The organism is Pseudoalteromonas sp. SG44-1 (assembly GCF_014164315.1).
GTDB lineage: Bacteria > Pseudomonadota > Gammaproteobacteria > Enterobacterales > Alteromonadaceae > Pseudoalteromonas > Pseudoalteromonas rhizosphaerae.
On record NZ_JACJEW010000013.1, the window covers coordinates 23,121 to 49,877 of the forward strand.

The following is a 26,757-nucleotide window of genomic DNA, read 5'->3' on the forward strand; positions in this document are numbered from 1 at the left end:
AGAACATTTGGCCGCTATTTACAAATTTTCAATTAAGCTTTTTATGCCTCATAAGTGGGGGGAGTATCCTATTTAATGGGATATCAATTTTGACTTTGTTGAATGAGTAAAAGTAATTCTGCGGTTGCGCTGGCATCAGCGAGTGCTCGGTGATGGCTTATTAGGTTTAAGTCAAAATGCGCACTGAGGTTACCTAAAGAGTATGATTTTAAACCAGCAAACGCTTTGCGAGATTCAACCACAGTACATAATTTTGGCATTTTAAAGTGGATACCCGCCATTTCACATTCTTTACGAATAAAGCCGTAATCAAAGTTTACATTGTGAGCCACAAAAATAGTGCCTTTTAGTTTATTAAGTAAAGTCTCAGCTATTTCAGTAAAGCGTGGTGCAGTTGCTACCATTGCGTCATTAATACCTGTTAAAGACACTATAAACTTAGGAATGCGCATTTGCGGGTTGATAAGTGTTGACCAAGTATCAATTACTTTGCCGTGTTGCATTTTGACTATGCCAATTTCGGTGATCCGATTGCCGCCCTTTAAACTACCGGTGGTTTCAATATCGACCACGCTGTAAATACGATTGGGATCATTAACCCATTTTACGGCCGCAATGTGTACATTGAATCCAGTACTTTTTAGGCAATCAATCGTTGTTAACTGATTACGTCTTAATTTATCACCTGGGGCTTTTACTTCTTCAAAATGGAGTTTATTAGCATTTAGCACCATCAAATCAGGGTAACCATCTTTAAGCTGCATAAAGCGCATGGTCATATTCTTTAAGTGACTTTTTAGCGCTGCTAATGAGCTATTTAAAATCAGCACTTCTAATGGTCGTAATAGCTCGCTATGCCAGCGAAACAGCCCATTAGCTTGCTCAAAATAACGGGCGGCACTTTTACAAACGTGTTTTAGTAAATCATCCGGTGTTTGCCAGTTTGCTAGTAGTGCTTCAATTTGTTGGTGTTGGGTATGATAAAAGCAGTCGGTTCTCAATGATTGTGGAAACATATCAAACTCATTGCAAGGTGGGGTGGGAGTATCTATATAAAGCTCGCGCCAAAAAACTAAACCAAAAAGGCTCTGCCAAAGCGTATTTTCGGTATAAAAAACAGTTAACCCTTGTTGAGTGTAGTGTTCTGTAACACCTTGCTCTACATCGTTTCGATAAACTTCATCAATTTCAATAACACATTGCGTATCGGCGAGCATTGCACTTAAGCGAGAGCGAGTTTGCTTGTTAAATTTACGCATTAAAAAGTCATCAGCAAAATACAGTAAATCATCAGTGAGCGGATCTTCGATGATGGTTTCAAGCTGGATTTTTACCCACTCTTTATTACCTTGGCGGTATTGCTCGCGTATTTGTAATTCAGTTGCTTCAGCGCTATTTTCACAGGCATTTAAAAGTGTAAAACACAGCTCAATATTATATTTTTTTAGTTGTTGGTGAAGTCGTAAAAGGAGCTTGTTTTTAAGGTTGACTGCTAATGTACCTTCGGCCGGTTGATTAATAAGCTCAATAGCTAAAGCTTGATATTCGTCATCACTTTGCGCGCTTTTAAATGCCATGCGATAACGATTTAGCGCGTAGTTAGATTGCGCCTCTTCACGTGTATCAAAGCGAGCTAAACTTACTGTATGGTTTTCTCGTGTGGTTCTTAGGCCCAAATCACGCAGTACAAAGCTATTTTGATGGTTAATATCACCAGTGCTTAAGCGGCCTATGTATAGAAATTCAAAGTATTCATACACAGCAAAGCGGTTATTAATAACAAACTGGTTATAAAGGCAGGTTAAATGTTCCGGCTTAGTAGCAAAAAAATCGCAAGTCTGTGCTACTAATTGCGCTTTAGTAACGCTTTTTTTAATACTAGGTTGGATATCGAAAGGCGCAAGTAGTGCTAGCAATGCGGGTTTAGTTAGATGTGCGAGTACGTGTTGATAGTCAGTGTAATTTGGATGACTAATGAGCTGTGCTGTTTTTAGCTCTTCGAGTGCCAGTGCAGGGCTGTCTATTTCATTATAATTAAGTGTGGTGATTGCTACGAGTAAAGGTTTACGAGAATAAATGCGTGCCAGCATGCACTGGCCTTGCTCAGTAAGTCGGTTTGCTTTATTAATGAAATCGACGTGTTTTTGCTCTAATAAGTGTCTGCATTGAGTGTCGATAAATGTTATTAGCTCTTTAAAGTGGGCTAAATAATATTTTTCGGGTAATTCTTTTTTCATAACACACACCGTAACTGTATAAAAAAACAGTATCTAGCATTTGCTTTAAGTAATCAAGAGTCGGTTAGTTGTTTTAGAATATCAGCCATAACTTGATTGTTATATTGATGGACGATGCGTTGACTCTTAAAAAGCTGTGGTAATTCAATTAACAAAACGACGATGATTAAAAATACGCCAAAGCTATAAATAGTGAGTATGCCAATTAGCATCAGCGTTAAATTCACCGCACCACGTTGAAATCTACCTAAGTAAAAGTGGTGTAAACCTGCGGCAAAAAACCAATTCAGTACCGCATAAGTATCAGGGTCTTTAACGAGACGCTTTTCTTGCTGGTAAAATAGTTTACGCTGTTCAGGGGACAATGCATTTACTTCTGAACGAAGCTGCTCTTCTTGAGCATTTAGTTGTTCTGATGTCATGGCATTAATAAGCCTTAAGGAAGTGGATCGGATTTTACGGTTACACAGTCGGGGTTATTGCAACGCCGTATTCTTTTTACGCCAATAAACAGACCTTTCACTAGCCCATATTTAGTAATTGCTTGATGAGTAAACTCTGAGCAGGAAGGACTGAAATTACAACTAATATTAAAATGTGCCTTAGCGCCGCCATTTTTTTGATAGCGGCGAATTGCACTAAGCGTCATTGCTTTAAGCACGGTTTCTGCCTAACGTTAAGATCACAGCTTCGCGTGACCAAAATAGCAAAAAACGTTTGCTTTCGATAACCTGAAATACCAGTTGCCAGCCATTTTGTGCTTCATCATTAAGTGTTGCTTCTAGCCTTTTAAGTGGTAACCCGCTCGAACCTAGCAGCAATGTGCCACAGCCACCTTCAACAACATGCAATACTTTATATTCATTAAAATTAGACATCGAGTTTCCTATAGTTTGTTTTTTTTGATAGATAATTCTGTGATTTTAAAAGTGACACCTGAGACTAACCAGATATGATTTTCAACCTAATATAGCTGATTTTTGTATCATTTACTTAAAAAACAGCTGTTTTTCAATTTTTTTCGCAACTTTTTTCTAAGCCGATTTATCAACGCTAGTACAGTTACTTAGGGTCACTTAGCTCTCTTCATTTTAGCCTATTCACAGTTTGTCAACCTTGAATTATCAGTTCCATTACTTTAATCTTTATTTTTATTGAACGTTCAATTAATAAAAATATGCCTAAAGTTGGAATGGAACCTGTCCGTCGTCAGCAGCTAATTGACGCTACTATTAGTTCGGTTGCTGAATTTGGCTTACAAGCAACAACCATTAATAGTATCAGTAAAAAAGCAGGATTATCGTCGGGCATTATTAGTCATTATTTTGGTGGTAAGCAGGGCTTGATAGAAGCCACTGTGCGTTATTTATTAACCAATCTAAAACACGAGCTGATCAAACAAGTAACGCCAACAACGACCCCTGAGCAAAGGTTAATGCTGATAATAGAAGCTAACTTTGCCAGATTACAACAGCGCAGCGATACCACTAAAACTTGGTTAAGCTTTTGGGCGCAATCGATGCACGATGTTCAGTTGCATCGCTTACAGAACGTAAATAGCCGACGACTTCTTAGTAATTTAGTCAGCTCATTTAAACAATTGATGGGTGATGATGAAGCCAAACTTGCAGCGCAATTATGTGCGGCAATGATCGATGGCTTATGGTTAAGAGCGGTACTAAGTAAGTCTGATCAAGATCAATTTGCACATTGTGAACAGCTAGCAAAAAACTTTGTATGTTCACTTATCAAACAGTATGGAGCTTAATGTGACAACACCTGTTTATCAAAACTTTATCAATGGTCACTTTTTAAAAAATCAAAGTGGCGAAACATTTGCAGTTAAAAACCCAGCAACAGATGACGTAATTTATTATGTAGAAGTGGCAGATGCGTTTATTCAAAATGCGGCTATTCAAAGTGCTAAACAAGGATTTGCTGCATGGTCAACTATGAGTCCGATTGAACGTAGTCGTATCTTACTAAAAGCGGTTGCATTATTGCGCGAGCGTAATGATTTACTTGCAAAAATAGAAGTGCTAGATACCGGTAAACCATGGCAAGAAGCCGAGTGTGTTGATGTGCAAACTGGCGCTGATGTAATCGAGTATTTTGCAGGGCTAGCACCTGCCCAAGTTGGCCAGCAGCAAATGGTTGGCGAAGATTTTTATTATACCCGTAAAGAGCCATTAGGGATTTGTGCCGGAATCGGTGCGTGGAACTACCCGCTGCAAATCGCTTGTTGGAAATCAGGCCCAGCTTTGGCTGCCGGAAATGCATTTATTTTTAAACCTTCTGAAGAAACGCCACTTGGCGCAATTAAGCTTGCCGAAATATTCATCGAAGCGGGTGTACCTGCAGGCGTGTTCAACGTGGTGCAAGGTGCAGCAGAAGTTGGCCAGTGGTTAACACAATCAGCTGATATTGAGAAAGTATCGTTTACCGGCGAAGTAGGCACAGGTAAAAAAGTAGTTGCTAGTGCTGCGGGTTCATTAAAAGATGTCACCATGGAACTTGGTGGTAAATCACCACTGCTAGTATTTGATGATGCCGATATTTCACAGGCAGTAAGTGCTGCAATGTTAGGTAATTTTTATACGCAAGGTGAAATTTGCACTAACTGCACCCGTATTTATGTTCACAAAAATGTTTATCAGCAATTTATTGATGAGCTTAAAACACGCACTGAAGAAAATATTATAGCGGGCGATCCACTCGATCCTAACGTTAACTTTGGCGCATTAATTTCCAAAAAGCATCAACAATTAGTGATGAGCTATATCGATAAAGGCATCAGCGAAGGTGCAACGTTATTAACGGGTGGTAAAACGCTTAGCCCAGCCTCTGCACCAAACGGTTACTTTGTTGCACCAACGGTATTTATTGATTGCACTGATGATATGACGATCGTCAAAGAAGAAATCTTTGGTCCCGTAATGAGCGTATTAACGTTTGATGACGAAGATGATGTAATTCACCGTGCTAACGATACTCACTTAGGCCTTGCTGCAGGCGTGTTTACCAAAGATATTAAGCGCGCACACCGTGTTATTCATCAGCTGCAAGCAGGCATTTGTTGGATCAACAGCTACGGCAATTCGCCAGCAGAAATGCCTGTGGGCGGTTATAAGCAGTCAGGTATCGGTCGTGAAAATGGTATTGAAACACTTGATCATTACACCCAAACTAAATCGATTTATGTCGGTATGACTAATATAGAGAGCCCATTTTAATGACTGCACTAACGTATGATTACATCATAGTGGGTGCAGGGTCGGCAGGCTGTGTACTGGCTAATCGTTTATCCGAAGATAGCAGCAACCGCGTTTTATTATTAGAGACTGGCGGCAGCGATAAAAGCATTTTTATTAAAATGCCTACCGCGCTATCAATTCCGATGAATTCAGATAAATACGCGTGGCAGTTTCATAGTGAAGCTGAACCGTATCTAGATGATCGTCAAATGCACTGCCCGCGTGGCAAAGTGTTAGGTGGCTCATCATCTATTAATGGCATGGTGTATGTACGTGGCCATGCTAAAGACTTTGATGAATGGCAACAACATGGTGCACAAGGGTGGGATTATCAATCCTGTTTACCGTATTTTCAAAAAGCAGAATCATTCTATTTAGGTAAAAACGACTATCGTGGTGATCGTGGCCCTTTGGGTGTGAACAACGGTAATGAAATGGCGAACCCGCTTTATAAAGCCTTTATCAAAGCGGGCCAGCAAGCCGGATATGCAGCCACTGACGATTATAACGCAGCGCAGCAAGAGGGTTTTGGTCCAATGCACATGACCGTTAAAGACGGTGTGCGCAGCTCTGCAAGTCGTGAATATTTAGACCCAGTGAAGTCACGTAAAAACTTAGTTATTGTTACTGGTGCGTTGGCTGAAAAGGTGTTGCTTGAAGGCAAAAAAGCCGTTGGCGTGCAGTACAAAGTTAATGGCGATATTGTTAAGGCAAAGGCCAGTAAAGACGTTATTTTAAGTGCCGGTCCGATTGGTTCGCCGCATGTCTTGCAACTTTCGGGTATTGGCGACAGCGAAATACTTAAAGCCGCAGGTATCGAGGTTAAGCACCATTTACCTGGAGTTGGGCAAAACCTGCAAGATCACTTGGAGTTTTATTTCCAGTATAAGTGTAAGCAGCCAATTACCTTAAACGGCAAGCTTGGCCTTATTTCAAAGGGCCTTATTGGCGCGCGTTGGTTATTAAACCGCAGCGGTCTTGGGGCGACTAATCATTTTGAATCTTGTGCATTTATTCGCTCAAAACCGGGGGTTGAGTGGCCTGATATTCAATATCACTTTTTACCTGCGGCAATTCGTTATGACGGTAAAAGTGCTTTTGATGGCCATGGTTTTCAAGTCCATGTAGGGCATAACAAACCTAAAAGCCGCGGTGCAGTAACAATTAAATCGGCTGATCCATCGGTTGCACCTAAGATCCAATTTAACTATTTACAGCATCAAGATGATATTGAAGGGTTTAGAGCCTGTGTGCGTTTAACGCGTGAAATCATTGAGCAAAGTGCGTTTGATGATTACCGCGATGGCGAAATCCAACCAGGTAAAGAGATTCAAACCGATGAACAAATAGATGCTTTTGTACGTCAGGCAGTTGAGAGTGCTTACCATCCTTCATGTTCATGCAAAATGGGTGAAGATGAACTGGCAGTAGTAAACTCAAACACTCAAGTACATGGCATTGAGGGACTGCATGTGGTGGATTCATCAATCTTCCCAACGGTTCCTAACGGAAATTTAAATGCGCCAACCATTATGGTGGCAGAAAAAGCGGCTGATCTAATTTTAGGTAGGCCACCACTTAGTAAATCGCAAGCAAAGGTTGCTGTTGAATCTCAATGGCAAACTGTGCAGCGTAGTTCGGAGATCTAATAAAGTCACCTGCAGCATACTTTGTGCTGTGGGGCTTGCAGTGGCGCGCATCATAAGTTGTTTGTGGTGCGTTAATGCGAGACTAAAAACACGGAGACATAATGATGTATTTTCATTTATTTTGGGGAGGGAATTATGACCTTATGGCTTAGCGCAGGCATTATTTTCACCCTACTAGCAATTGTTGCAATTTTAGTAAAATGGGGCAATGTAAAGTGTGTTGGCGTCACACCGGTAAGAACATTTACCTTTATCGCCATCTTATTCACATCAGGCTTAGATGTTGGCTTGATCATGTTTCCACTCACTGAGTTTGCAGGTTATGCAGACATAAAAGCAAGCCCAGAGTACGCGTTTGCCAATCCACTAGCTATCGAGTTTGGTTATTGGGGCTTTCTGATCTGGGGATTCTATTTCCTTACGTGCTTTTATTTCTGTGTAATAGAACCTAAAGTGAAATTTTTCGAAATTCCTTGGGTTAAATTAATCAATAATGTAGTTATTATTGGTACTTGTGCCTTCACCGCTTTCTTATTGCTCTCTAACCTACCTTGGTATTTACCTAGTCTAGGTGATGGTGAGTCGATTATTCCGTCATTTTATTTAATTGTATTCGCAGCTATTTGCTTTGCGGTGTATTCAAGCACCGATATTAAATATGTACGTTTTCTAAGTATTTCAACTACCTGGTTATTTATAGCGCTAATTGGTTTTATGTGGTTTGGCGCATTTATGGGCGAAAATGGCCAAGTGTCAGATTTTACAAATAATTTAACGTTAATTGGTAGTTACTTTGGCAATATTAATCAGTTTGTACTGCCACTCAATGATTACCATGAGTTTTATTTATTTTGGTGGTTTGCGTGGAGTATTATGATTGGTCAATTCACATCGCGTTTTGTCGGTGGATTAAAAACCTATCAAGTATTGGGGGCAATGTTAATTTTCCCTTCAATCCCAATCGCAATTTGGTTTGGCGTGCTTTATCAGTATCACGAAGCAGGTATTGCTACACAAGGGATCAAAAATATAGCAATGGTATTTGTTGGCGTAGTGTTTGTGATCAACTCGCTTGATTCACTGATCCGTTTATACACCGACAATATGGGTATGACGGTTAAACGTTTAGGTAAATTTAAATATATTGCGCTAAATGTTGTCGCTCTTTCATTATTAACCCTATTATTTAAGCAGAACTTTCTACAAATCCAGTGGGTCGGGGTGTTAGTGATTGGTTTGTTCTTTGCGTGTGCAGCCTATATTGCCTATAGCAAAGTTAAAACTGTGAGTAACATTGATAGTTCGCCGAAAGACAACAAAATTGACTACACAAAAATTGAATCAGCTAGCTAGATATTAGCTTATACAGTAGCGAAGGAATTAACATGACAACACAAAAAACATTATTAGCAGTCGCATTACCGTTTGCACTTTTTTCAACCTCAGTATTGGCTGATTGGTCAGCAACCGTAACCGGCGCATCAGATTATACCTTTAATGGTGTGAGCCAAACGCAAAACGACCCAGCGCTACAAGGTAGCCTTGATTATTCATTTGGCGAGTCAGGCATGTATGCTGGCACGTGGGCGTCAAACGTTGACTTTGGTGACGACACAAATATTGAATGGGATGCTTACTTCGGTCGCTATGCGCAGTTAAATGAAGCGCTCAGTATTGATTACGGCCTTGCGTATTACAGTTACCATGGGCAAAGCAACTCAAGCGATGGTAACTACTTTGAAGCTTACACTAAATTTGGTTACGCAAGTGAGTTAGGGCAAACAGAGCTTAACTTCTGGTATAGCTGGGATTATTTTGGTACCGGCGCAGGTCATGTGATTTCTATGGTTGCACACACCATTGAACTTGCACCTAATCACGCACTGCGTGCCAGCTTTGATATTTCAAATTCACTCGATGGCGATAAGTTTGCATGGGATACCGATGGTAAATCGTATAACCACTATCGTCTTGCTTATCAAACAAGTTTAGCGGGTTTTGACATTGAGGTAGCGGGCGAGAACACCAGCCTAGATATTGATACTGCAGATGAGCGTATTGTATTGTCGATAGGCCGTACATTCTCACTATAATTACAGTGCTAGGCAATACTTTTTACATGCGCGGCATAAAGCCGCGCATTATATCTATAAGTCATAGATGATTCGTTATCATTTGTTACATAGAAAATAAACTATGTATTGATTAATTGGTGAAACATATAAGGCCATTGTTAAACCGTAAATTTAGCTATTCGTTGTTGCGCTTATCAGTGTTACGCAGCGAGATTTATAATGTCTCGCTGTACTCAGTCATGATCTGTTCAACCCAGTTAGCGATACGCTCATCACTGTGTTCGTATTGGCTGTCTTCATCAAGGGCTAAACCAACGAAGTGTTTGCCATCTTCGGTGAGTGCCTTAGAGGCTTCAAACTCATACGTGCTGTCGTTCGGCCACAATCCTAATAAAGTATATTGTTGGCTACTTATTTCATCATGTAACATACCAAGTGCATCTTGAAACCATTGACCATAACCTTGTTGATCGCCCATGCCAAATAAAGCGATGGTTTTGCCATTGAGATCAACATCTTTAATGTCGTCCCAAATCGACTCCCAATCTTCTTGTAACTCGCCAAAATCCCATGTGGAGATACCAAAGATGATAAAGTCGTAATTTTCTGCATTTTTTAATGGTTCATCTTTGATGTTATGCAGGCTGACAATGTCTTGACCGATAATATCGCGAATTTTTTCTGCTGCTATTTCTGTATAGCATGTGGTAGAACCATAAAATAAACCAATTTGCATCGTATTTATCACTGTGTATTTGCCTGATATGATAGGCTGAAGTTTACCGTAAGGTATTATTAATTGATACCTTGATAACTATGAGAATAACTGTGACCACGTTACCTGATCATGAGTCATTAGACTCAGCCATTACAGATCACGACGAACTACTCGGTAATAGCGATTATCTTGAATCTTTTTTAGATAACCTCTATTTAGAACAACACGTAAGCGATAACACTTTATCTGCGTATCGCAGCGACTTGGATAAATTTTGCCACTTTTTAAAAGGTCAAGATTTGCTCACCGTGAGTGGCCAAGATATTGAAAGCTATTTAGCGCATCGTGTTGATTTAGGTTTAAAGCCTCGCAGTACGGCGCGCAGTATTAGCGCGTTAAAGCGCTTTTACCAATACTTTGTACGTGAAAAACACATTACTGATTCGCCAATGGTAAATATTGCTCAGCCTAAAGCGGGCCTATCATTGCCGAAAACGTTGTCAGAAAATGAAGTAGAAGCACTTTTGGCGGCGCCTAATGTTGAAGAGCCGATGGGCTTGCGAGACAAAGCTATGTTAGAGCTATTATATGCAACGGGTTTACGGGTTAGCGAGTTAGTTGGGTTGCGTATTGAACAAATTAATTTGCGCCAAGCAGTGGTGTTTGTTAAAGGTAAAGGTAATAAAGAGCGTTTGGTGCCGCTTGGCGAAGAGGCTATGTATTGGCTCGAGCAATTTTTAAAAGTGGGGCGCGCGCAAATGATCAAACATGCCACTGATTTTGTGTTTCCGTCAAAGCGTGGAGTCGGTATGACTCGACAAACTTTTTGGCATCGTATTAAACACTATGCTATTTTGGCAGCAGTTGAATCGCCTTTATCGCCCCATACGTTGCGCCATGCGTTCGCAACACACTTACTAAATCATGGTGCTGACCTAAGGGTTGTACAGATGATGTTAGGGCATAGTGATTTATCAACCACACAAATTTATACCCATGTAGCTAATGAACGGTTAAAATTGGTACATCAACAACATCATCCGCGCGCTTAGTGAGAATTTTTTCGTACTTCGGCGGTCTGAGTAGTTAAGAATTATCAGGATATAAGAGAACATTATGAAAAAGTTAGTATTAGCCGGTGCGATATTAGGCACCAGTATAAGTGCGTTTGCCAATGGCGTTGCAGCCATTCCTGATGCCAACGATCCAATCGTGACTAAGTTTGCAGAGCTAGGTGTTACTGTTAAGCAAATTAGCCCAAGCCCAGTGGCTGGTTTAAAAGAGTTGATCACTGATAAAGGCGTGCTGTATGCAAGCGCAGATGGTCAATACTTAATGCAAGGCACCTTGATTGATTTAAATAACCGTAACAATCTAACCGAGCAAGCGCTTAATGGCGTTCGTAAAGAAGGCCTAGCGCAATATGAAGACTCAATGATTGTTTACAAAGCTAAAAATGAGAAACATAGCATAACTGTGTTTACTGATATTAGCTGTGGTTATTGCCGTAAGTTACACCGCGAGCTTGATGATTTACTTGAAGCGGGTATTACCGTTAAGTATTTAGCGTTTCCACGTGGTGGTTTACAAGGCTCAGGCTATGCAGATCTAATGAATGTTTGGTGTGCTAAAGATCAACAAGAAGCAATGACAGCAGCAAAATCGGGCGCTGATACAAAAGTAATGGCCGGTTGTCATGCCCCAGTTGCAGAACATTATCAGCTTGGCCAAAGTTTTGGCATTAGCGGTACACCAGCAATTATTTTAGAAGATGGTACGATGATCCCAGGTTATCAGCCTGCGGCCGCATTAGCTGCTGCGTTAGACGCTAATAAATCGTCATAGTATTATGCTTTTTATAAAAAGGCCGTTAAGGCCTTTTTTTGTCTTTATTCCTTAATCTAAAAGTACCGCGCCTGCATGAAAAAATTAATTGTTGCTCGTGATCATCATGATGATTCACACCTGCCAAGCCATTTGCACCCTGTTATTAAACAAATTTATGCCAGCCGCCAAGTTAATCATGCCGATGAGCTAAATAATAGCGCAGCCACTTTACATGACTTCAAATTATTTAAAGACATAGATAAAGCCACCGCTTTACTTCAACATGCTCTGCGAGCGCAAAGTAAAGTGCTGATCGTGGGTGATTTTGATGCCGATGGCGCAACCAGCACCGCTACCTTAATGCAAGGCTTAGCGATGTTTGGTTTTGCTCATTTAGATTATTTAGTGCCAGACAGATTCAGCTTAGGCTATGGTTTAAGTCCCGCGTTGGCCGAGCAAATAGTCACTATGGCACCAGATCTAGTGATTACTGTTGATAATGGTATTTCCTGTATTGCTGGCATCGCAATTGTAAAAGCCGCGGGCATTAAAGTGCTGGTTACCGATCATCACTTGCAAGGCGAACAACTACCCAATGCTGACGCTATCGTTAACCCTAATCGCCATGATTGTGAGTTTCCATCAAAATCAATCGCAGGAGTCGGGGTTGCATTTTATTTATTGATTGCGCTTAGAAGTGCATTGCGTGATGTTGGTCATTTTGCGCAGCAACCACCGCCTAACTTAGCCGATCTGCTTGATATTGTAGCGCTAGGTACGGTTGCTGATGTGGTGGCACTGGATGCCAATAATCGCACCTTAGTTCACCAAGGTTTAGCGCGAATTCGTAGCGGCAAAACACGCCCAGGTATTACAGCGCTGATTGAGGTCGCTAATCGTAACGCAGCGCGTTTAAGCGCCAGTGATTTTGGTTTTTCGCTTGCACCACGCTTAAATGCCGCAGGGCGTTTAGATGATATGAGTTTAGGCATAGCTTGCTTACTGGCCACTGATATCAATCAAGCGCGACGCATAGCCGCTGAGCTGGATAGTTTAAACCATGAGCGTCGAGAGATAGAGCAGGGCATGCAACTTGAAGCACAAGCCGTGCTAGATAAGCTCGCTTTTAGCGATGAACAAACACCTGATGCTATCTGTTTATATCAAGAAGACTGGCATCAAGGTGTGATCGGTATTTTAGCGGGACGTTTAAAAGAGAAATACCACCGCCCAACAGTAATTTTTGCTGGTGGCGACAACGGTGAAATAAAGGGCTCTTGCCGCTCGATTGAAGGCTTGCACATGCGTGACTTGCTTGAGCGCTTAAATACCTTGCATCCACATTTGATCAGTAAATTTGGTGGTCATGCTATGGCGGCCGGTCTGAGTATTAATGAGCAGCACTTTAGTGAGTTTAAACGTGAGTTTGAGCAGGCGGTAAGTGGGCAGCTAAGTGAAGAGCATAAACGCTGTATTATCTTAACCGATGGCGAGCTTGCTGATGACTGCTTTAGCATGGAGTTTGCAAATGTACTCAAACAAGCAGGGCCATGGGGGCAGCAATTTCCAGAACCCGTGTTTGAACACACTTTTGAACTCGTACAGCAGCGCATTGTTGGTGAAAAGCACTTAAAGCTGGTATTAAAACACCGTTCAGGGCGTTTGGTTGATGCTATTGCCTTCGGTATTGATGTGCGCGAGTGGCCTGATACTGAAGCGCGCTTGGTGAAATTGGCCTATCAGCTCGATATCAATGAGTTTAGAGGTAAATTTTCATTACAGTTAATTGTCCGTGAGCTGCAAAAAGTAGCTTAAAAAATATCTATTATCGATGCATAAAGTACTAATAAAACGCACGGTTTTTTGTTAAAATCGGGCGTTTTATTATTTAAAGCGAAATTTAAATAATTATTAGCATAATTTTACCTGGCGATTAGCCGCGTAAACCAGCCATTTTGGAGTAATGTACATGTTTGAAGTGAATCCTGTGATTAATCAAATCAAGGAAATTCGCGAACGTACTGAACTGCTTCGGGGGTACCTTTGACTACGCTCTTAAACAAGAACGTTTAGAAGAAGTTAACGCCGAACTTGAAGATTCAGCCGTATGGAATGAGCCCGAGCGAGCACAAGCACTAGGTCGTGAAAAGTCAGCATTAGAAGCGGTTGTTGAAACTATCGATAATCTAGTAACTGGTACTGACGATGTTGAAGGGTTGCTTGAACTTGCAGTTGAAGCAGAAGATGAAGAGACCTTCAATGAAGCACAAAGCGAACTGACAGACCTAAACGAACAGCTTGAAGGTTTAGAATTTCGTCGCATGTTCTCTGGCGCACATGACGCAAATGATGCTTACCTTGATTTACAATCAGGCTCAGGCGGTACAGAAGCTCAAGACTGGTGTAACATGTTATTACGCATGTATTTACGCTGGGGTGAAGCCAAAGGCTTTAAAGTTGAACTGGTAGAGGCCACTGATGGTGATGTTGCCGGTATTAAAGGCGCAACTGTGCGCTTTGTTGGTGAATACGCGTATGGCTGGTTACGTACAGAAACTGGGGTTCATCGTTTAGTACGTAAAAGCCCATTTGATTCAAGTGGCCGTCGTCATACCTCGTTTGCTTCTGCATTTGTTTATCCAGAAGTTGACGATAATATTGAGATTGATATTAATCCGGCTGATTTACGTATCGACGTATACCGTGCATCAGGCGCGGGTGGTCAGCACGTAAATACCACAGAATCTGCGGTACGTATTACCCACGTACCGACAAATACGGTAGTGCAGTGTCAGAACGAACGCTCTCAACATAAAAATAAAGCACAAGCGATGAAGCAGTTAAAAGCGAAGTTATTTGAGCTTGAGCTACAGCAGCAAAATGCTGAAAAGCAAACCCAAGAAGATGCCAAATCTGACATCGGCTGGGGCAGTCAAATACGTTCATACGTACTTGATGATGCGCGCATTAAAGATTTACGTACCGGCGTTGAAAACCGTAATACCCAATCGGTACTTGACGGCAATTTAGATAAATTTATTGAAGCCAGCTTAAAATCTGGCCTATAACCACCAAGCTAAAAAAGAGCTAAAAAATGACTGATCAAATCCAAGACGAAAATAAGTTAATCGCTGAGCGTCGTGGCAAATTAGACGCTATTCGCGCCAATTGCCCTGCTAACGGTCATCCAAATCAATTCCGTCGTGAGCATTACACGGCAGACTTACAGGCCGAGTTTGGTGATAAGAGTAAAGAAGAATTAGTAGAGCTTAACCACGTTGTGTCTATCGCGGGTCGTATCCTAGCTAAACGCGGACCATTCTTTGTAATTCAAGACATGAAAGGTCGTGTGCAAGCGTATGCATCAAAAGATGTCCAAAAAGATCTGAAAGAAAAATACGGTCAATTAGACACTGGCGATATCATTGGTGTTAAAGGCGCGCTTAATAAATCAGGTAAAGGCGATTTATACGTAGAAATGACAGAGTATCAATTACTGACTAAGTCACTACGTCCACTTCCTGAAAAATTCCATGGCTTATCTGATCAAGAAACTAAATACCGCCAACGTTATGTTGATTTGATCACTAATGAAGCAACCCGTGAAACGTTCCGTATTCGTTCACAAGTAGTTGAAGGTATTCGTCGCTTCTTAGCAGATCGTGACTTTATGGAAGTTGAAACGCCAATGCTACAGGTTATCCCTGGTGGTGCATCTGCGCGTCCATTCGTGACTCATCACAATGCACTTGATATCGATATGTACTTACGTATTGCACCAGAGCTTTACTTAAAACGTTTAGTAGTAGGTGGTTTTGACCGTGTATTTGAAATTAACCGTAACTTCCGTAACGAAGGGTTATCAACGCGTCACAACCCAGAATTCACTATGATCGAATTCTACCAAGCCTACGCTGATTACATTGACCTGATGAACATCACCGAAGACATGTTGCGTACTGTTGCGACTAACGTATTGGGTAGCCCAATTGTGGTTAATACGACTAAAAACGAGAACGGCGAAGTGGTTGACTCAGTAGAGTATGACTTTGGCCAACCGTTTACCCGTTTAAGTATGGCGGATGCGATTTTAAAATATAATCCTGAGTTTAATGCTGCAGTATTCAATGATCCAGAAAATCACTTTGACGAATTAAAAGCGTACGCAAAGCAAGTGCACGTTAAAATTCCTGAAAATTGTGTGTGGGGCCCAGGTAAGTTCTTATGTGAAATATTTGAAGAAACAGCAGAGCACATGCTTATTCAACCTACTTTCATCACCGGTTACCCGTGGGAAGTATCACCACTTGCTCGTCGTAACGATGAAAACCCATTTGTTACTGATCGCTTTGAGTTTTTTGTGGGCGGTCGTGAGCTTGCAAATGGTTTCTCTGAGCTTAATGATGCACAAGATCAAGCTGAGCGCTTTACTCGCCAAGTGGAAGAAAAAGACGCCGGCGATGATGAAGCAATGCACTACGACGAAGATTACATTCGCGCGCTAGAGTATGGCCTTCCGCCTACGGCAGGTGAGGGGATTGGTATCGACCGTTTAGTGATGCTATTTACTGACTCATCAACAATTAAAGATGTTATCTTGTTCCCGCATATGCGCCCACAAGCTGACTAATGCTATGTTAGATTAAGTTGATATTATAAACGCCGCTTTAATAGCGGCGTTTTTGTGTCTGTAGCGGGTCCCGTCAATGGAAATTATACTGGCAATAATAAAATTTTAATTTTAACGTATTGAATTATGTGAAAATAAAAATTAATTATATAAAATCATCAAAATGAACGAGCATTATTTCTAAATTTAGCTAAACTATTGACTGAAAAAACAGCATAAAGCATGGTTTTTTAAACTCGCGTCAATCTAAAGGGCTTATATAAACGGATTTTATATGAAAGATAATAAACCTGATTCACCCTCTGAAGTACTCAGTATTGAATTACAAAGAGAAACCTATTATCGAGCATGTATTGCTGAATTTCAGCAATTAGGCTACCAAGATCAATATCTCGAACAATTAACTGACGAATTAGTGCCTGTTCTCGGTGTATCCGCTGATATTAAAACCTCTTAATTTGATTAACGATTAAACAAAGTTGACTCTTTTTTGGCTGTTATGGGTGTTCTCTAACCATACAGTTACTTTAAACAAGAAAAGTGTTTGACATATTTTCTGAAATCTTTATTATACGCCCCACAAGACGGAGAGGTGGCCGAGTGGCCGAAGGCGCTCCCCTGCTAAGGGAGTATAGGGTTTGTAGCTCTATCGAGGGTTCGAATCCCTCCTTCTCCGCCATTTATTTTATAAATGGTTATCTTGTAAAGTAAAGAATGGGCGCATAGCTCAGCTGGATAGAGTACTCGGCTACGAACCGAGCGGTCGGAGGTTCGAATCCTCCTGCGCCCACCATTCTTTACACACTCTGCTTAGAGAATAAATAAGTAAATCAAAAGTGGGCGCATAGCTCAGCTGGATAGAGTACTCGGCTACGAACCGAGCGGTCGGAGGTTCGAATCCTCCTGCGCCCACCACTTTTTATTTACTACTGAGAGTTATATTAGTTATTGCATACTAATATGTCAGAGAAGACATTAAAATCGAAATAGAATGTGGGCGCATAGCTCAGCTGGATAGAGTACTCGGCTACGAACCGAGCGGTCGGAGGTTCGAATCCTCCTGCGCCCACCACTTTCTATTAGTGTTAATTTATAAAGAGCCCGACACATGGTCGGTTTTTTTATTTTTAAAATCCGTAATAAGCTTTGTTATTAATTAGCTTAATGCGTCAGTCAAAGTAAGACTTTAAAATCAAAATAGAATGTGGGCGCATAGCTCAGCTGGATAGAGTACTCGGCTACGAACCGAGCGGTCGGAGGTTCGAATCCTCCTGCGCCCACCACTTTCTATTTAAAGGTAACCGACGAGAGTCGGTTTTTTTATGCCTGAAATTTGCTGTAGGCTAGGGTTTATCCCGCACTTTTTAAAGTTGAAACCACCAACCGAGCGGTCAGAGGTTCACTCTTTGAAGATACGTCCTGCGCTCACCACTTTCTATTACTATTAAAGTTAATAGAAGGTAACCGACGAGAGTCGGTTTTTTATGCCTGAAATTTGCTGTAGGCTCGGGTTTATCCCGCGCTTTTTAAAGTTGAAACCACCAACCGATCGGTCGAAGGTTCACTCTTTGAAGATACGTCCTGCGCTCACCACTTTCTATTACTATTAAAGTTAATAGAAGATAACCGACGAGAGTCGGTTTTTTTATGCCTGAAATTTGCTGTAGGCTCGGGTTTATCCCGCGCTTTTTAAAGTTGAAACCACCAACCGAGTGGTCGAAGGTTCACTCTTTGAAGATACGTCCTGCGCCCACCACTTTCTATTACTATTAAAGTTAATAGAAGATAACCGACGAGAGTCGGTTTTTTTATGCCTGAAATTTAATAGAGCAACTGTCAATGAGGTTTGCTTTGAGATATGACAATTGTATGAACTTTTTATGGAGGCCGTTTTTATAGGATAATTTCATTTATCATATGCCTGTTATTTTATCACACTATGAGTTTTACGATGATCTCAAGAAGACAATTTATTATTAGTGCCGGTACACTCGCTTTTATGGGGCTTTCTCGTAGTACTTTTGGCAAAGTACCATTTCTTGACGTGAGTGAGCATTTAAGTGCCTATGGTCCGTTAGTGACTGATCCTAACAAGTTACTCGATTTACCAGCAGGGTTTAGCTATCAAGTTATATCAAAACTGGGTGATAAAATGGATGATGGCTTTACAGTGCCAGATAAAGCCGATGGTATGGGCTGTATTGCCCTTGATGATGAGCGGGTTGCATTAGTCAGAAACCATGAATTAAAACCAACTGATTTAGCAAAAGCAGATGTTAGCTTACAAACGCATAAAACGTCATTTGCTTATGACACTACTGCGCAAGGTGTTGCTTTGCCAGGAGGCACAAGTCATATTATTTATAATTTAAAAACCGGTAAAAAAGAGCAAGAATATTTGTCACTCACTGGCACGATCCGCAATTGTGCAGGTGGTATTACCCCATGGGGTAGTTGGCTTACTTGCGAAGAGACTGTTCTGACTAAAGCGGATGGCTTTAATCAAGATCACGGTTATATTTTTGAGATACCAGCCAACGCTAAAGGACTAGTAAACCCTGAGCCTCTCAAGGCAATGGGGCGGTTTAACCACGAAGCAGCTGCTGTTGATCCAACAACCGGTATTGTTTATCTGACAGAAGACAAAGGCGATAGTTTATTTTATCGTTTTATTCCTAATGAATACGGTAAGTTGAGTAAAGGAGGTAAACTTCAAGCTATGATGATTAAAGCACAGCCACAGTTTGATACTCGTAATTGGGTTACAGGGGTAATGCCTTTACAACACAATATGGCCGTTGAATGGGTTGATTTGGCGCAACCTGAAAGTCCAAAAGACGATTTAAGAATACGCGGCCACAAACAAGGCGCTGCACTTTTCGCTCGTGGTGAAGGGATACATTGGGGTGAAAAAGAACTTTATTTTTGTTGCACTAATGGTGGTCAAAAGCAGCTTGGTCAAGTGATGAAGTATCAACCATCAGCATTTGAAGGAACAGATAAAGAGCATCTAGCTCCAGGACACGTTCAACTATTTGTAGAAAGCACAGATAAGTCGTTATTTAACTTTGGTGATAATCTCACTGTTGCACCTAACGGGCACTTGATCGTTTGTGAAGATCAGTATACCGACGTGGTAGATAACCATTTACGTGGCGTAACACCTAGTGGTGATGTATATAATTTTGCCCGCTTAACAGCGCAAACCGAGTTGGCGGGAGCTTGTTTTTCTGCTGATGGCAACACCTTATTTGTTAATGTGTATTCACCAACAAAAACATTAGCGATCACAGGACCATGGCAGAGTTTTAAAGGCTAACTGGTGATTATTTAATGCTTATATACAAGTGCACTATGGCTATTTAGTAGTGCTAAGTGAGTTAATTTAAAATGCAGCCTTGCTGATCCGCTTCATACCTTAAAGTATAAACCGGATCAGCAAAGTATTTAGCTCAATTATTAATAACAATAACCAAACTAAAATAACAGGCTGAAGTTTAGGCGCAGGGTACGCGGCTCAATCGGGTGGAAGTGATTATCTTCAACGCCTTCAATAGGTTCACCAGCTAAGCGTGACGTGTAAAAGTAGTCAATATCGTGATCCGTACTATCAAATATATTTAATAGCTCAAGGCCCACTTTCCAATGCGTTTGTTGATAACTTACTAAACCATTAATGACTGTAAGCGGCTCTGAGCGTTTATCGCCATCACTACTGAGTATACGTTTGCCAATGTGGCGTACGCGCAGTGAAGACTGCCACTGCTGGGTAATATGCCAATTAATGCCAGTACTGGCAACCACAGGCACTGCACCTTCAATTCGATCGTCATTTGAATCGATATCTAAGCGTGAATGTGTAAATGAGGCCTCGGCGTCTAAACTCAAGGCATCATTAAGCCAATAATACGCACTGAGCTCTAAACCGTAGCGTTTTGATGCATCACTGGCTTCAGTGTTACCCGCATCACCCACAAATAATAATTCAGAATCTAAGCTTAGCCACCAGAATGCTGCTGATAAATTAAACCGTTGTTGATCAAAGTAGCGTAAACCCAGCTCTGCGCCATTGCTTTGCACCAGTAAATCAACCTTATCAGCAGACTCAAGTGTCACCGGATCTTGTTTAATAGTTGCTCCACGTGCATCATTTGAATGATACGACTGCCCCCAGTTGGCATAACCGGCTAGGTTGTCATTAAACAGGTAATTTAAGCTGGCTTTAAAGCTAACCAAATCATCATCTGCACTGCCTGAATTAATACTGTTATTGCTATCAACATCTGCGTCAAAGTAATCATAACGCACACCAAATGTGGCTTCGAGTGCTTGGCTTAAATTTACTTGTGATTGCCAATAGGCTGAGTAGCTGGCTTCGTCTACAGCATCTTCACGCACAGTACTTAAGCGTTGGCGCTGCTTGGTATTGTATAAACCAACTTGATCAATATCATCGCGGCGATATTCCACACCAACTGTATGCTGGATTAGCATATCTGCAAGAGTATCAGCAAATTGATAACTCAGTGCGCCACCACTAATTGTCCGGCTATCGACTTGTTGGAACTGATCGCCATGAATAGGATCATTTAAAAAGTAAGAGAAGTTAGAAAACAAGTCCATGTCGTAGTTGATCACATAGGCATTGGCTTTAATGTGCTGGCCTTGCCAGTTTGCCGATAAACTATAGCGACTAGAGCTGCCGCCTACGGTCGTATCGAGTGAACCTAGTGCACTGATAATACCTTGGTCTACAGCCCGTTGTGGAATTTGATCTGCGGAATTCCAGCTGTTGTCATAAGCCATTGCCGTGACAGATAAATCGCCATCCCATGCTTTACCTACATAGCGTACTAGGGCATTTTTTTTATCTACATCTTCATTGATATCTTGCCAAGGGCCATCATAACCTTGCCACTCACCGGCAATAATAATTTTCCCGTTAGCAATTCCAATCGAGCCTAATGCCATCACGCGTTGGTAATTGTCTTTGCCAATTGTAAAGTCAAGTTGTTGATGTTTTGGATTATCAGCTAGATTAAATTCAGCACTGCCAGCGGTCGAAAAGTCACCTTGAGCGGCGCCATACGCACCTTTTTGATAATCTATAGTCGAAATTGTTTCAGGAATAATAAAGTTAAGGTCGGTGTAGCCTTGACCATGCCCATGGCTGCGCATATTAATTGGCATACCATCAATGCTGGTGGCAAAGTCAGTACCATGATCGAGATTAAAACCGCGAATAAAATATTGATTAGCTTTACCTGAGCCGCTGTGCTGTGTGACGGCCATACCTGGGATCAGTTCTAGCATTTCTGCGCTACGTAACATTGGACGGTTTTCTATTTCACCTTGGCCAATTACGCCACTTGATGCACTAATAGCCTCACCAATAAGTCCCGTGCGGTGTCCGTATATGGTAATTTCTTCAATGTTTGCAAGTACATTGGTAGAGCAAAACAAGCTACCAGATAGAATTAAAAAAGTGCGCATTATCATTTCCTTATAAATAGATCGAAATGTTTATATTTAATACTAGTACGTTTTAAGATGTTAATCGGATGCAAATATTTGCTTGCTGTGGAAAATATGTTATTTTCAATAAAATATTCCAAAAATAAAAATCATAAGGAATTTAATTTTGATTGTAATGAAACTGAAAAAAGCGGGGCTGAATGTTTTCAGTGTGAGCTTAGTAACTGGGCTTTTTGGCTGTCAGAGTCAGCCACAGCAAGAGACTGTTGTATCGTTACAAGAGCAACATAAGACGTTCTATCAACAGGTGATGTTGGCTGCGCCTGTCTTACCGGCTGATTTAACAAATATTCCTATGCAGGCGCATTTAGTTGCTAATCGTGTTGCGCAATCGCACTATAAAACGGCGGCGCAGGTTAATTATAGTCAGTTAGGGTGGCAGCAACGCGTGGCAGCAGATTGGCACTATTTTGATATTCCGACATCGCAGGGTAAGTTGTTAGTAATTGATTACCAACAGCAAGGTAACCAACTAGCGTATCGTTATTTAGCAAATGGTACCCAGAATGATTTATATGAGCCATGGAGTTCATCTAAAATTCAAGCTTTTAGCGGTGCAATTGCAAAAGTACGGCAAATAAACCCAGAGCTTGGTGCACATGCGCTAATAGGTGATAGCAATGTTGCTGATTTGATCACTAGTATTAATAGCTACGAGCATTTTGGCAGCGCTGATGGAAACTCTAATGCAATAGCGAGCTACTTTATTAATGTTGCTGGGCGTGATTATTTAAGTAATTTATTTGCAGATAATTGGCTAAAGCTTAATGATTCTCGCATTATGTTTAAAGGTGCTTATGCTACAGAGATTTTTACTCCTAGCACGATTCGTTGGCAAAGTACTGATAGTGATGTTATTGCTAGCAATATCGCTTATTTTACTGTTAATACCGATGATCCTGCTTATTTAGACTACCGGTGTGATGGCTGTGGTTTAACCGGTAATAAAGCCATGACAACTTTGGCTCAAGCTGAGTGGTTAAAACGTTTAGCAAGCCACACTCGAGAGCCCTTAACTCAGCAGCCTTTACTACAAGCACAAGACATTGATGTACTATTTAATGGCACCGGCAATACGGATAAAACCGCTAAAGTGGGTGGTATGATGCAAGGGCTCAGTCAAATGATCACTGACTCTTTAGCGCAAGCGCTTGCACCAGACGATACTCGCCCAGCAAAACAAATTTTAGACGAGTTAACGCAGGGGCAATGGCGAGTTTGGCAAAAAATAGGTTGGGGTCCAAGCGAAACACGCTCAACCACAGAAACTGTCATGTTGGCTCATGTTTACTTACCGTTTATTCAAGGTGGACGCGAATTTACCTTAGCGGCACAAAATAGTGTGCCAGGTGCAAGTGAAAAAAATTTAGCCGTGGTTGGCTTAAAAATGCAGGCTAATTTTACGCATGCATTTAAACAGTTACTGATACCGCAAAAGCAATAATAAGTAGCACACAGCACGACTTACCAAGCAAATTGATAATAGGGAACCCACGAATGCGACATACATTTATCGCCCTGAGTATTTCATTAGCAAGTATTATTACCATGGCACCCGTCATTGCGGCGGCTAACACGTGGCAATCAGATGTCATCGGGGTCACTCAATCTCAATTAACCCCGCAGCACTGGTTAAGCCAAGTGACAGATAAAACTCTGATGAGTGCAGCGCAAATCGCGGCATTTAATAAACAATTGATTGCTGACAATGAACATATTGTCGATCCACTCGATTTTGCCTCTCAGCTAACTCGTGAGCAGTTAAAGGCATATATTCTCAGTATTAGTGCGGTACCAAAAAGCCCGCGTTTTTACCCTAATGGCGTGGCATTAAGTAATAAGCATTTTGCAAAATATCTAGCCAATTTGAATTTAGACGCTGTGGCAGATAATAATCAAGTTAGTTATGCCATGGTGGTAAAGCGCTCAGTCCTGCGTACTTTTCCAACGTCGGACCGAGTATTAAATAGTGGCTTAGATAATGACTTAGACCGTTTTCAAGAAAGCGGATTGTTCCCCGGTGATACAGTGGCTATTTTGCATGAAAGTGCCGATAAGAAATGGTTACTTGTGCGCGCTTATAACTATCTAGCATGGGCGCCCAAAGCTGATATTGCGATATCGAATAAAAGCACACTTCGTGAATTTAAAAATAACGATGACTTTTTATTGATAACTGGCGCAAAAGTAAATACTGCTTACGTGCCTAATGATGCCACTACATCGCAAGTGCAATTGGACATGGGCGTTCGTCTGCCTCTAATGCCTGCAGAAAAAACCCCTCATTTATTAAATGGCCAAAACACCTACGCTAATTATGTTGTGCAACTGCCAACCCGCGGGGAACAAGGTCAGTTAGTTATTAAGCCTGCCTTGATCAGTCGCAGCAGTGATGTGCATTTAGGGTATTTACCTTACACCCAACAGCATTTAATAAAACAAGGGTTTAAATTTTTAGGCGAACGCTACGGTTGGGGACACGACTATAATGGCCGTGACTGCACTGGTTTTGTTGGCGAAATATATAAATCATTTGGTCTATTAATGCCGCGTAATTCAGGTCAGCAGGGGAAGGGGGAGTATGGTACTAATCACCGTTTTGATAAAACCAGCAATGAAAGCGATAAATTAGCGGTAGTTAATAACATGCAAGTGGGCGATTTAATTTATATACCAGGCCATGTAATGATGTACTTAGGTGAACAAGACGGTCAACCGTATGTGATCCATGATGTTAAAGGGTTGGGTTATAACAAGGCTGATGGTAGTTTTTATTCAAGTTCACTTAATGGGGTATCGGTAACGCCTTTATTGCCACTGCGTTTATCGCAAACTCAGAGCTATTTAGACCGTACTTATAATATTAAGCGTATTCGCTAGGAGTTAAAAATGAAGATTACGGCGATACGTTTTGCCAAACTTAAAGTGCCATTAGTTACGCCGTTCAAAACAGCGCTGCGTGAAGTGAGCTATATTGAAGACTTAGTGGTGTTAATTGAAACCGATAAAGGCGAAATTGGCTATGGTGCTGCGGCGTCTACGCCAGTAATAACCGGCGATACTCACCAAAGTATCCTTAGCGTTATTAAACAATTTATAGCGCCAAAACTAATTGGTATGGAAATCGAAAACCTCAATCAAATTTGCCAAGTGATCCAATCAAGTGTGGTGGCAAATTACAGCGCTAAAGCCGCACTCGAGCTGGCTGTGTATGACTTGTGGGGTAAATTATATCAAGCGCCGCTGTATAAATTGCTCGGCGGTGGTAGTCAAACATTACGAACTGATATCACTATTAGCGTTGATAATATTGATAAAATGCTCAGTGATTGTGCTGTGGCTGTAGCGCAAGGTTTTGATATTTTAAAAGTAAAAATTGGCAATGATTTACAGCAAGATATCGAACGAGTGAAGGCGATTTATCAAGGTTTTGGCCAGCAAACGCAAATTCGTTTGGATGTAAATCAGGGCTGGAATGCTAAACAAACGGTGTTTGCTTTACGGCAATTAGAAAGCCACAATGTTGAATTAGAACTTGTTGAACAGCCAGTGAAAAGTGATGATTTTAAAGGTTTAAAGTATATTACTGAGCGGGTAAATACGCCGATCATGGCTGACGAAAGTGCCTTTTCGCCCAAGCAAGTAATTCAATTATTAGAGCAAAATGCTGTTGATATTATCAATATCAAAGTCATGAAAACGGGTGGCTTAAGTCGTGCTATTGAAATTGCCAATATTACTGCACAGTATCAAGCTGATTGTATGATCGGTTGCATGTTAGAAGGCAGTATTGCCGTTGCAGGTGCTGCGCATTTAGCGTCTGCAAAAGCCCAGCAGATCAGTAAAATAGACTTAGACGGTCCAGCGCTTGGACAATATGATCCGGTGCAAGGCGGTGTGGAATTTAATGGCCCAGCGATCACGTTAAGTGATGGTCCTGGCTTGGGGATTAAAAGTATCGACACATTACAACCGATAAACGATGGAATTTGGCCGTTATGAAAAAAATAATAATAACATTAATCACCACTGCAGCCCTCAGCGGCTGTGCAAATAGTGCAAGTACATCAGCAGCTGCAAGTGCTGCAGTTATCCCACAGCAAAGCCAACAGTTAGTGGTGGTGGTTGCAGATGATTGGCAAGCCATTGCCGCACAATTGTATCGATTTGAGCGTGTTGCAGGACAATGGCAACAACAAGGCCAAGGTCACAGTGTGGTACTTGGGCGCACCGGTCTTGCGTGGGGTATTGGTTTACACCCAGCTCAAGCGGGCGAACAAAAACAAGAAGGCGATGGTAAAGCTCCCGCTGGTATTTTTGAACTCGGCACCGCGTTTGGTTATTTAGATTCATTAAAAACCAATATGACCTACCAAGGTATGACTGCTGACGACTATTGTGTTGATGTCAAAGGTTCGCCATTTTATAACCAGCTAGTTAATAAGTCAGTGGTAGGAGAGGCTGCTGTCAAAGACTCGTCTGAGTGGATGCGCCGTGATATTTACAGCCAAGATAACCTTTACAAAAAAGGCTTAGTGGTTAAGCACAATAGTCAAAATGTTGATGGTGCAGGCAGTTGTATCTTTATGCATTTATGGCGCGCAGAAAATAAACCAACTGCCGGTTGTACTGCAATGACTGAGCAGAATATGGATACCTTGTTAGCTTGGTTAGATGAACAGAAAAAACCATTGTTAGTGAGCTTACCTAGCGAACAATATCAACAAAAACAATTGCTTTGGAAGTTACCAGCGATTAAATAATACGTGTACAGCCACGCGATCGCGTGGCTTTACAAAGTAAATAATAAAATTGTTTTCTTTTTATTAATT

At 41.3% G+C, this 26,757-nt stretch carries 22 protein-coding genes and 5 tRNA genes; 21 read left to right on the forward strand and 6 right to left on the reverse strand.

The genetic code is table 11. The features are described 5' to 3' along the window. Positions 1–83: 83 nt before the first annotated feature. The 4 genes from H5187_RS08200 to H5187_RS08215 are packed head-to-tail and all read right to left on the reverse strand — an operon-like array spanning position 84 to position 3,115. Positions 84–2,237: an exonuclease domain-containing protein gene (locus tag H5187_RS08200; RefSeq protein ID WP_182718000.1), complete on the reverse strand. Its 2,154-nt coding sequence runs from the start codon at positions 2,235–2,237 to the stop codon at positions 84–86. Between the two features lie 53 nt (positions 2,238–2,290). After that, positions 2,291–2,659, reverse strand: coding sequence for a TM2 domain-containing protein (locus H5187_RS08205; RefSeq protein ID WP_182718001.1), 369 nt, complete (start codon positions 2,657–2,659; stop codon positions 2,291–2,293). 14 nt (positions 2,660–2,673) lie between these two features. Continuing rightward, on the reverse strand, positions 2,674–2,886 hold the full coding sequence (gene yidD / locus H5187_RS08210) for a membrane protein insertion efficiency factor YidD (protein WP_220491300.1): 213 nt from the start codon (positions 2,884–2,886) through the stop codon (positions 2,674–2,676). A gap of 4 nt (positions 2,887–2,890) precedes the next feature. Further along, the gene (locus tag H5187_RS08215) at positions 2,891–3,115 is read right to left on the reverse strand and encodes a DUF4177 domain-containing protein (protein WP_145240804.1); all 225 of its coding nucleotides are present in this window, start codon (positions 3,113–3,115) and stop codon (positions 2,891–2,893) included. A 299-nt stretch (positions 3,116–3,414) separates the two neighbouring features. On the opposite strand from H5187_RS08215, the gene betI reads away from it, so the two are divergent. The 5 genes from betI (at position 3,415) to H5187_RS08240 (ending at position 9,233) form a co-directional block, all read left to right on the forward strand. Further along, positions 3,415–4,005: a transcriptional regulator BetI gene (gene betI, locus H5187_RS08220; RefSeq protein ID WP_145240806.1), complete on the forward strand. Its 591-nt coding sequence runs from the start codon at positions 3,415–3,417 to the stop codon at positions 4,003–4,005. Position 4,006: 1 nt separating this feature from the next. Further along, positions 4,007–5,470 (forward strand): betaine-aldehyde dehydrogenase, encoded by a 1,464-nt coding sequence (gene betB / locus H5187_RS08225; RefSeq protein WP_145240808.1) that lies wholly within the window; start codon positions 4,007–4,009, stop codon positions 5,468–5,470. After that, on the forward strand, positions 5,470–7,140 hold the full coding sequence (betA, locus tag H5187_RS08230; protein WP_182794676.1) for a choline dehydrogenase: 1,671 nt from the start codon (positions 5,470–5,472) through the stop codon (positions 7,138–7,140). The genes betB and betA overlap by 1 nt, the downstream gene beginning before the upstream one ends. Before the next feature lie 135 nt (positions 7,141–7,275). Then, positions 7,276–8,493: a BCCT family transporter gene (locus H5187_RS08235; protein WP_149981751.1), complete on the forward strand. Its 1,218-nt coding sequence runs from the start codon at positions 7,276–7,278 to the stop codon at positions 8,491–8,493. Positions 8,494–8,525: 32 nt separating this feature from the next. Continuing rightward, complete coding sequence (locus tag H5187_RS08240; RefSeq protein WP_145240814.1) at positions 8,526–9,233, forward strand: TorF family putative porin; 708 nt, start codon at positions 8,526–8,528, stop codon at positions 9,231–9,233. A gap of 196 nt (positions 9,234–9,429) precedes the next feature. Here the strand turns inward: H5187_RS08240 and fldB are convergent, their stop codons facing one another. Further along, positions 9,430–9,951 carry a flavodoxin FldB gene (gene fldB / locus H5187_RS08245; RefSeq protein ID WP_149981789.1) on the reverse strand — a complete coding sequence of 174 codons (522 nt, stop codon included), beginning with the start codon at positions 9,949–9,951 and terminating at the stop codon, positions 9,430–9,432. An 80-nt stretch (positions 9,952–10,031) separates the two neighbouring features. Here fldB and xerD point away from each other — a divergent pair, with 80 nt between their 5' ends. From xerD to H5187_RS08305, 12 genes are all read left to right on the forward strand, one after another. Beyond that, on the forward strand, positions 10,032–10,985 hold the full coding sequence (gene xerD / locus H5187_RS08250) for a site-specific tyrosine recombinase XerD (protein ID WP_220491296.1): 954 nt from the start codon (positions 10,032–10,034) through the stop codon (positions 10,983–10,985). Between the two features lie 64 nt (positions 10,986–11,049). Further along, entirely contained in the window at positions 11,050–11,778 is a 729-nt protein-coding gene (dsbC, locus tag H5187_RS08255) for a bifunctional protein-disulfide isomerase/oxidoreductase DsbC (RefSeq protein ID WP_145240834.1), read from the forward strand. Positions 11,779–11,853: 75 nt separating this feature from the next. After that, a complete protein-coding gene (recJ, locus tag H5187_RS08260; RefSeq protein ID WP_145240836.1) occupies positions 11,854–13,575 on the forward strand; it encodes a single-stranded-DNA-specific exonuclease RecJ in 1,722 nt (573 codons plus the stop codon). 154 nt (positions 13,576–13,729) lie between these two features. Next, positions 13,730–14,828, forward strand: a protein-coding gene (prfB, locus tag H5187_RS08265; protein ID WP_145240838.1) for a peptide chain release factor 2 whose coding sequence is annotated in 2 segments (ribosomal slippage) — positions 13,730–13,804 and positions 13,806–14,828 — 1,098 coding nt in all. Because the reading frame shifts where the segments join, the coding sequence is not laid out codon by codon here. 26 nt (positions 14,829–14,854) lie between these two features. Continuing rightward, positions 14,855–16,390, forward strand: a complete 1,536-nt coding sequence (gene lysS, locus H5187_RS08270) for a lysine--tRNA ligase (RefSeq protein ID WP_145240841.1) — start codon at positions 14,855–14,857, stop codon at positions 16,388–16,390. A 274-nt stretch (positions 16,391–16,664) separates the two neighbouring features. Next, on the forward strand, positions 16,665–16,847 hold the full coding sequence (locus tag H5187_RS08275) for a hypothetical protein (protein WP_145240843.1): 183 nt from the start codon (positions 16,665–16,667) through the stop codon (positions 16,845–16,847). Positions 16,848–16,976: 129 nt separating this feature from the next. Next, positions 16,977–17,069: transfer RNA gene (locus tag H5187_RS08280), tRNA-Ser, on the forward strand. 37 nt (positions 17,070–17,106) lie between these two features. After that, a tRNA-Arg gene (locus H5187_RS08285) sits at positions 17,107–17,183 on the forward strand. Positions 17,184–17,228: 45 nt separating this feature from the next. Then, positions 17,229–17,305 (forward strand) — tRNA-Arg (locus H5187_RS08290). Positions 17,306–17,385: 80 nt separating this feature from the next. Then, a tRNA-Arg gene (locus tag H5187_RS08295) sits at positions 17,386–17,462 on the forward strand. 134 nt (positions 17,463–17,596) lie between these two features. Then, positions 17,597–17,673, forward strand: a tRNA-Arg gene (locus H5187_RS08300). A 668-nt stretch (positions 17,674–18,341) separates the two neighbouring features. Continuing rightward, positions 18,342–19,709, forward strand: coding sequence for an alkaline phosphatase PhoX (locus H5187_RS08305; RefSeq protein ID WP_149981742.1), 1,368 nt, complete (start codon positions 18,342–18,344; stop codon positions 19,707–19,709). A gap of 158 nt (positions 19,710–19,867) precedes the next feature. On the opposite strand, the gene H5187_RS08310 is transcribed toward H5187_RS08305, so the two are convergent. Beyond that, positions 19,868–21,883, reverse strand: a complete 2,016-nt coding sequence (locus H5187_RS08310) for a TonB-dependent receptor (RefSeq protein WP_182760994.1) — start codon at positions 21,881–21,883, stop codon at positions 19,868–19,870. A gap of 148 nt (positions 21,884–22,031) precedes the next feature. On the opposite strand from H5187_RS08310, the gene H5187_RS08315 reads away from it, so the two are divergent. The 4 genes from H5187_RS08315 to H5187_RS08330 are packed head-to-tail and all read left to right on the forward strand — an operon-like array spanning position 22,032 to position 26,688. Then, positions 22,032–23,369, forward strand: coding sequence for a hypothetical protein (locus H5187_RS08315; RefSeq protein WP_182760995.1), 1,338 nt, complete (start codon positions 22,032–22,034; stop codon positions 23,367–23,369). A 53-nt stretch (positions 23,370–23,422) separates the two neighbouring features. Then, complete coding sequence (locus H5187_RS08320) at positions 23,423–24,805, forward strand: NlpC/P60 family protein (RefSeq protein WP_182760996.1); 1,383 nt, start codon at positions 23,423–23,425, stop codon at positions 24,803–24,805. Between the two features lie 9 nt (positions 24,806–24,814). After that, positions 24,815–25,927 (forward strand): dipeptide epimerase, encoded by a 1,113-nt coding sequence (locus H5187_RS08325; protein WP_149981738.1) that lies wholly within the window; start codon positions 24,815–24,817, stop codon positions 25,925–25,927. Then, positions 25,924–26,688 (forward strand): L,D-transpeptidase, encoded by a 765-nt coding sequence (locus H5187_RS08330; RefSeq protein WP_145240855.1) that lies wholly within the window; start codon positions 25,924–25,926, stop codon positions 26,686–26,688. The genes H5187_RS08325 and H5187_RS08330 overlap by 4 nt, the downstream gene beginning before the upstream one ends. Positions 26,689–26,757 lie beyond the last annotated feature (69 nt).

Excerpts from the sequence above, each read along its gene's own strand:
- H5187_RS08200 (WP_182718000.1), bottom strand. The coding sequence starts at position 2,237 with ATGAAAAAAGAATTACCCGAAAAATATTATTTAGCCCACTTTAAAGAG.
- H5187_RS08205 (WP_182718001.1), bottom strand. The coding sequence starts at position 2,659 with ATGACATCAGAACAACTAAATGCTCAAGAAGAGCAGCTTCGTTCAGAA.
- yidD (WP_220491300.1), bottom strand. The coding sequence starts at position 2,886 with ATGACGCTTAGTGCAATTCGCCGCTATCAAAAAAATGGCGGCGCTAAG.
- H5187_RS08215 (WP_145240804.1), bottom strand. The coding sequence starts at position 3,115 with ATGTCTAATTTTAATGAATATAAAGTATTGCATGTTGTTGAAGGTGGC.
- betI (WP_145240806.1), top strand. The coding sequence starts at position 3,415 with ATGCCTAAAGTTGGAATGGAACCTGTCCGTCGTCAGCAGCTAATTGAC.
- betA (WP_182794676.1), top strand. The coding sequence starts at position 5,470 with ATGACTGCACTAACGTATGATTACATCATAGTGGGTGCAGGGTCGGCA.
- H5187_RS08235 (WP_149981751.1), top strand. The coding sequence starts at position 7,276 with ATGACCTTATGGCTTAGCGCAGGCATTATTTTCACCCTACTAGCAATT.
- H5187_RS08240 (WP_145240814.1), top strand. The coding sequence starts at position 8,526 with ATGACAACACAAAAAACATTATTAGCAGTCGCATTACCGTTTGCACTT.
- fldB (WP_149981789.1), bottom strand. The coding sequence starts at position 9,951 with ATGCAAATTGGTTTATTTTATGGTTCTACCACATGCTATACAGAAATA.
- xerD (WP_220491296.1), top strand. The coding sequence starts at position 10,032 with ATGAGAATAACTGTGACCACGTTACCTGATCATGAGTCATTAGACTCA.
- dsbC (WP_145240834.1), top strand. The coding sequence starts at position 11,050 with ATGAAAAAGTTAGTATTAGCCGGTGCGATATTAGGCACCAGTATAAGT.
- recJ (WP_145240836.1), top strand. The coding sequence starts at position 11,854 with ATGAAAAAATTAATTGTTGCTCGTGATCATCATGATGATTCACACCTG.
- lysS (WP_145240841.1), top strand. The coding sequence starts at position 14,855 with ATGACTGATCAAATCCAAGACGAAAATAAGTTAATCGCTGAGCGTCGT.
- H5187_RS08275 (WP_145240843.1), top strand. The coding sequence starts at position 16,665 with ATGAAAGATAATAAACCTGATTCACCCTCTGAAGTACTCAGTATTGAA.
- H5187_RS08305 (WP_149981742.1), top strand. The coding sequence starts at position 18,342 with ATGATCTCAAGAAGACAATTTATTATTAGTGCCGGTACACTCGCTTTT.
- H5187_RS08310 (WP_182760994.1), bottom strand. The coding sequence starts at position 21,883 with ATGCGCACTTTTTTAATTCTATCTGGTAGCTTGTTTTGCTCTACCAAT.
- H5187_RS08320 (WP_182760996.1), top strand. The coding sequence starts at position 23,423 with ATGCGACATACATTTATCGCCCTGAGTATTTCATTAGCAAGTATTATT.
- H5187_RS08325 (WP_149981738.1), top strand. The coding sequence starts at position 24,815 with ATGAAGATTACGGCGATACGTTTTGCCAAACTTAAAGTGCCATTAGTT.
- H5187_RS08330 (WP_145240855.1), top strand. The coding sequence starts at position 25,924 with ATGAAAAAAATAATAATAACATTAATCACCACTGCAGCCCTCAGCGGC.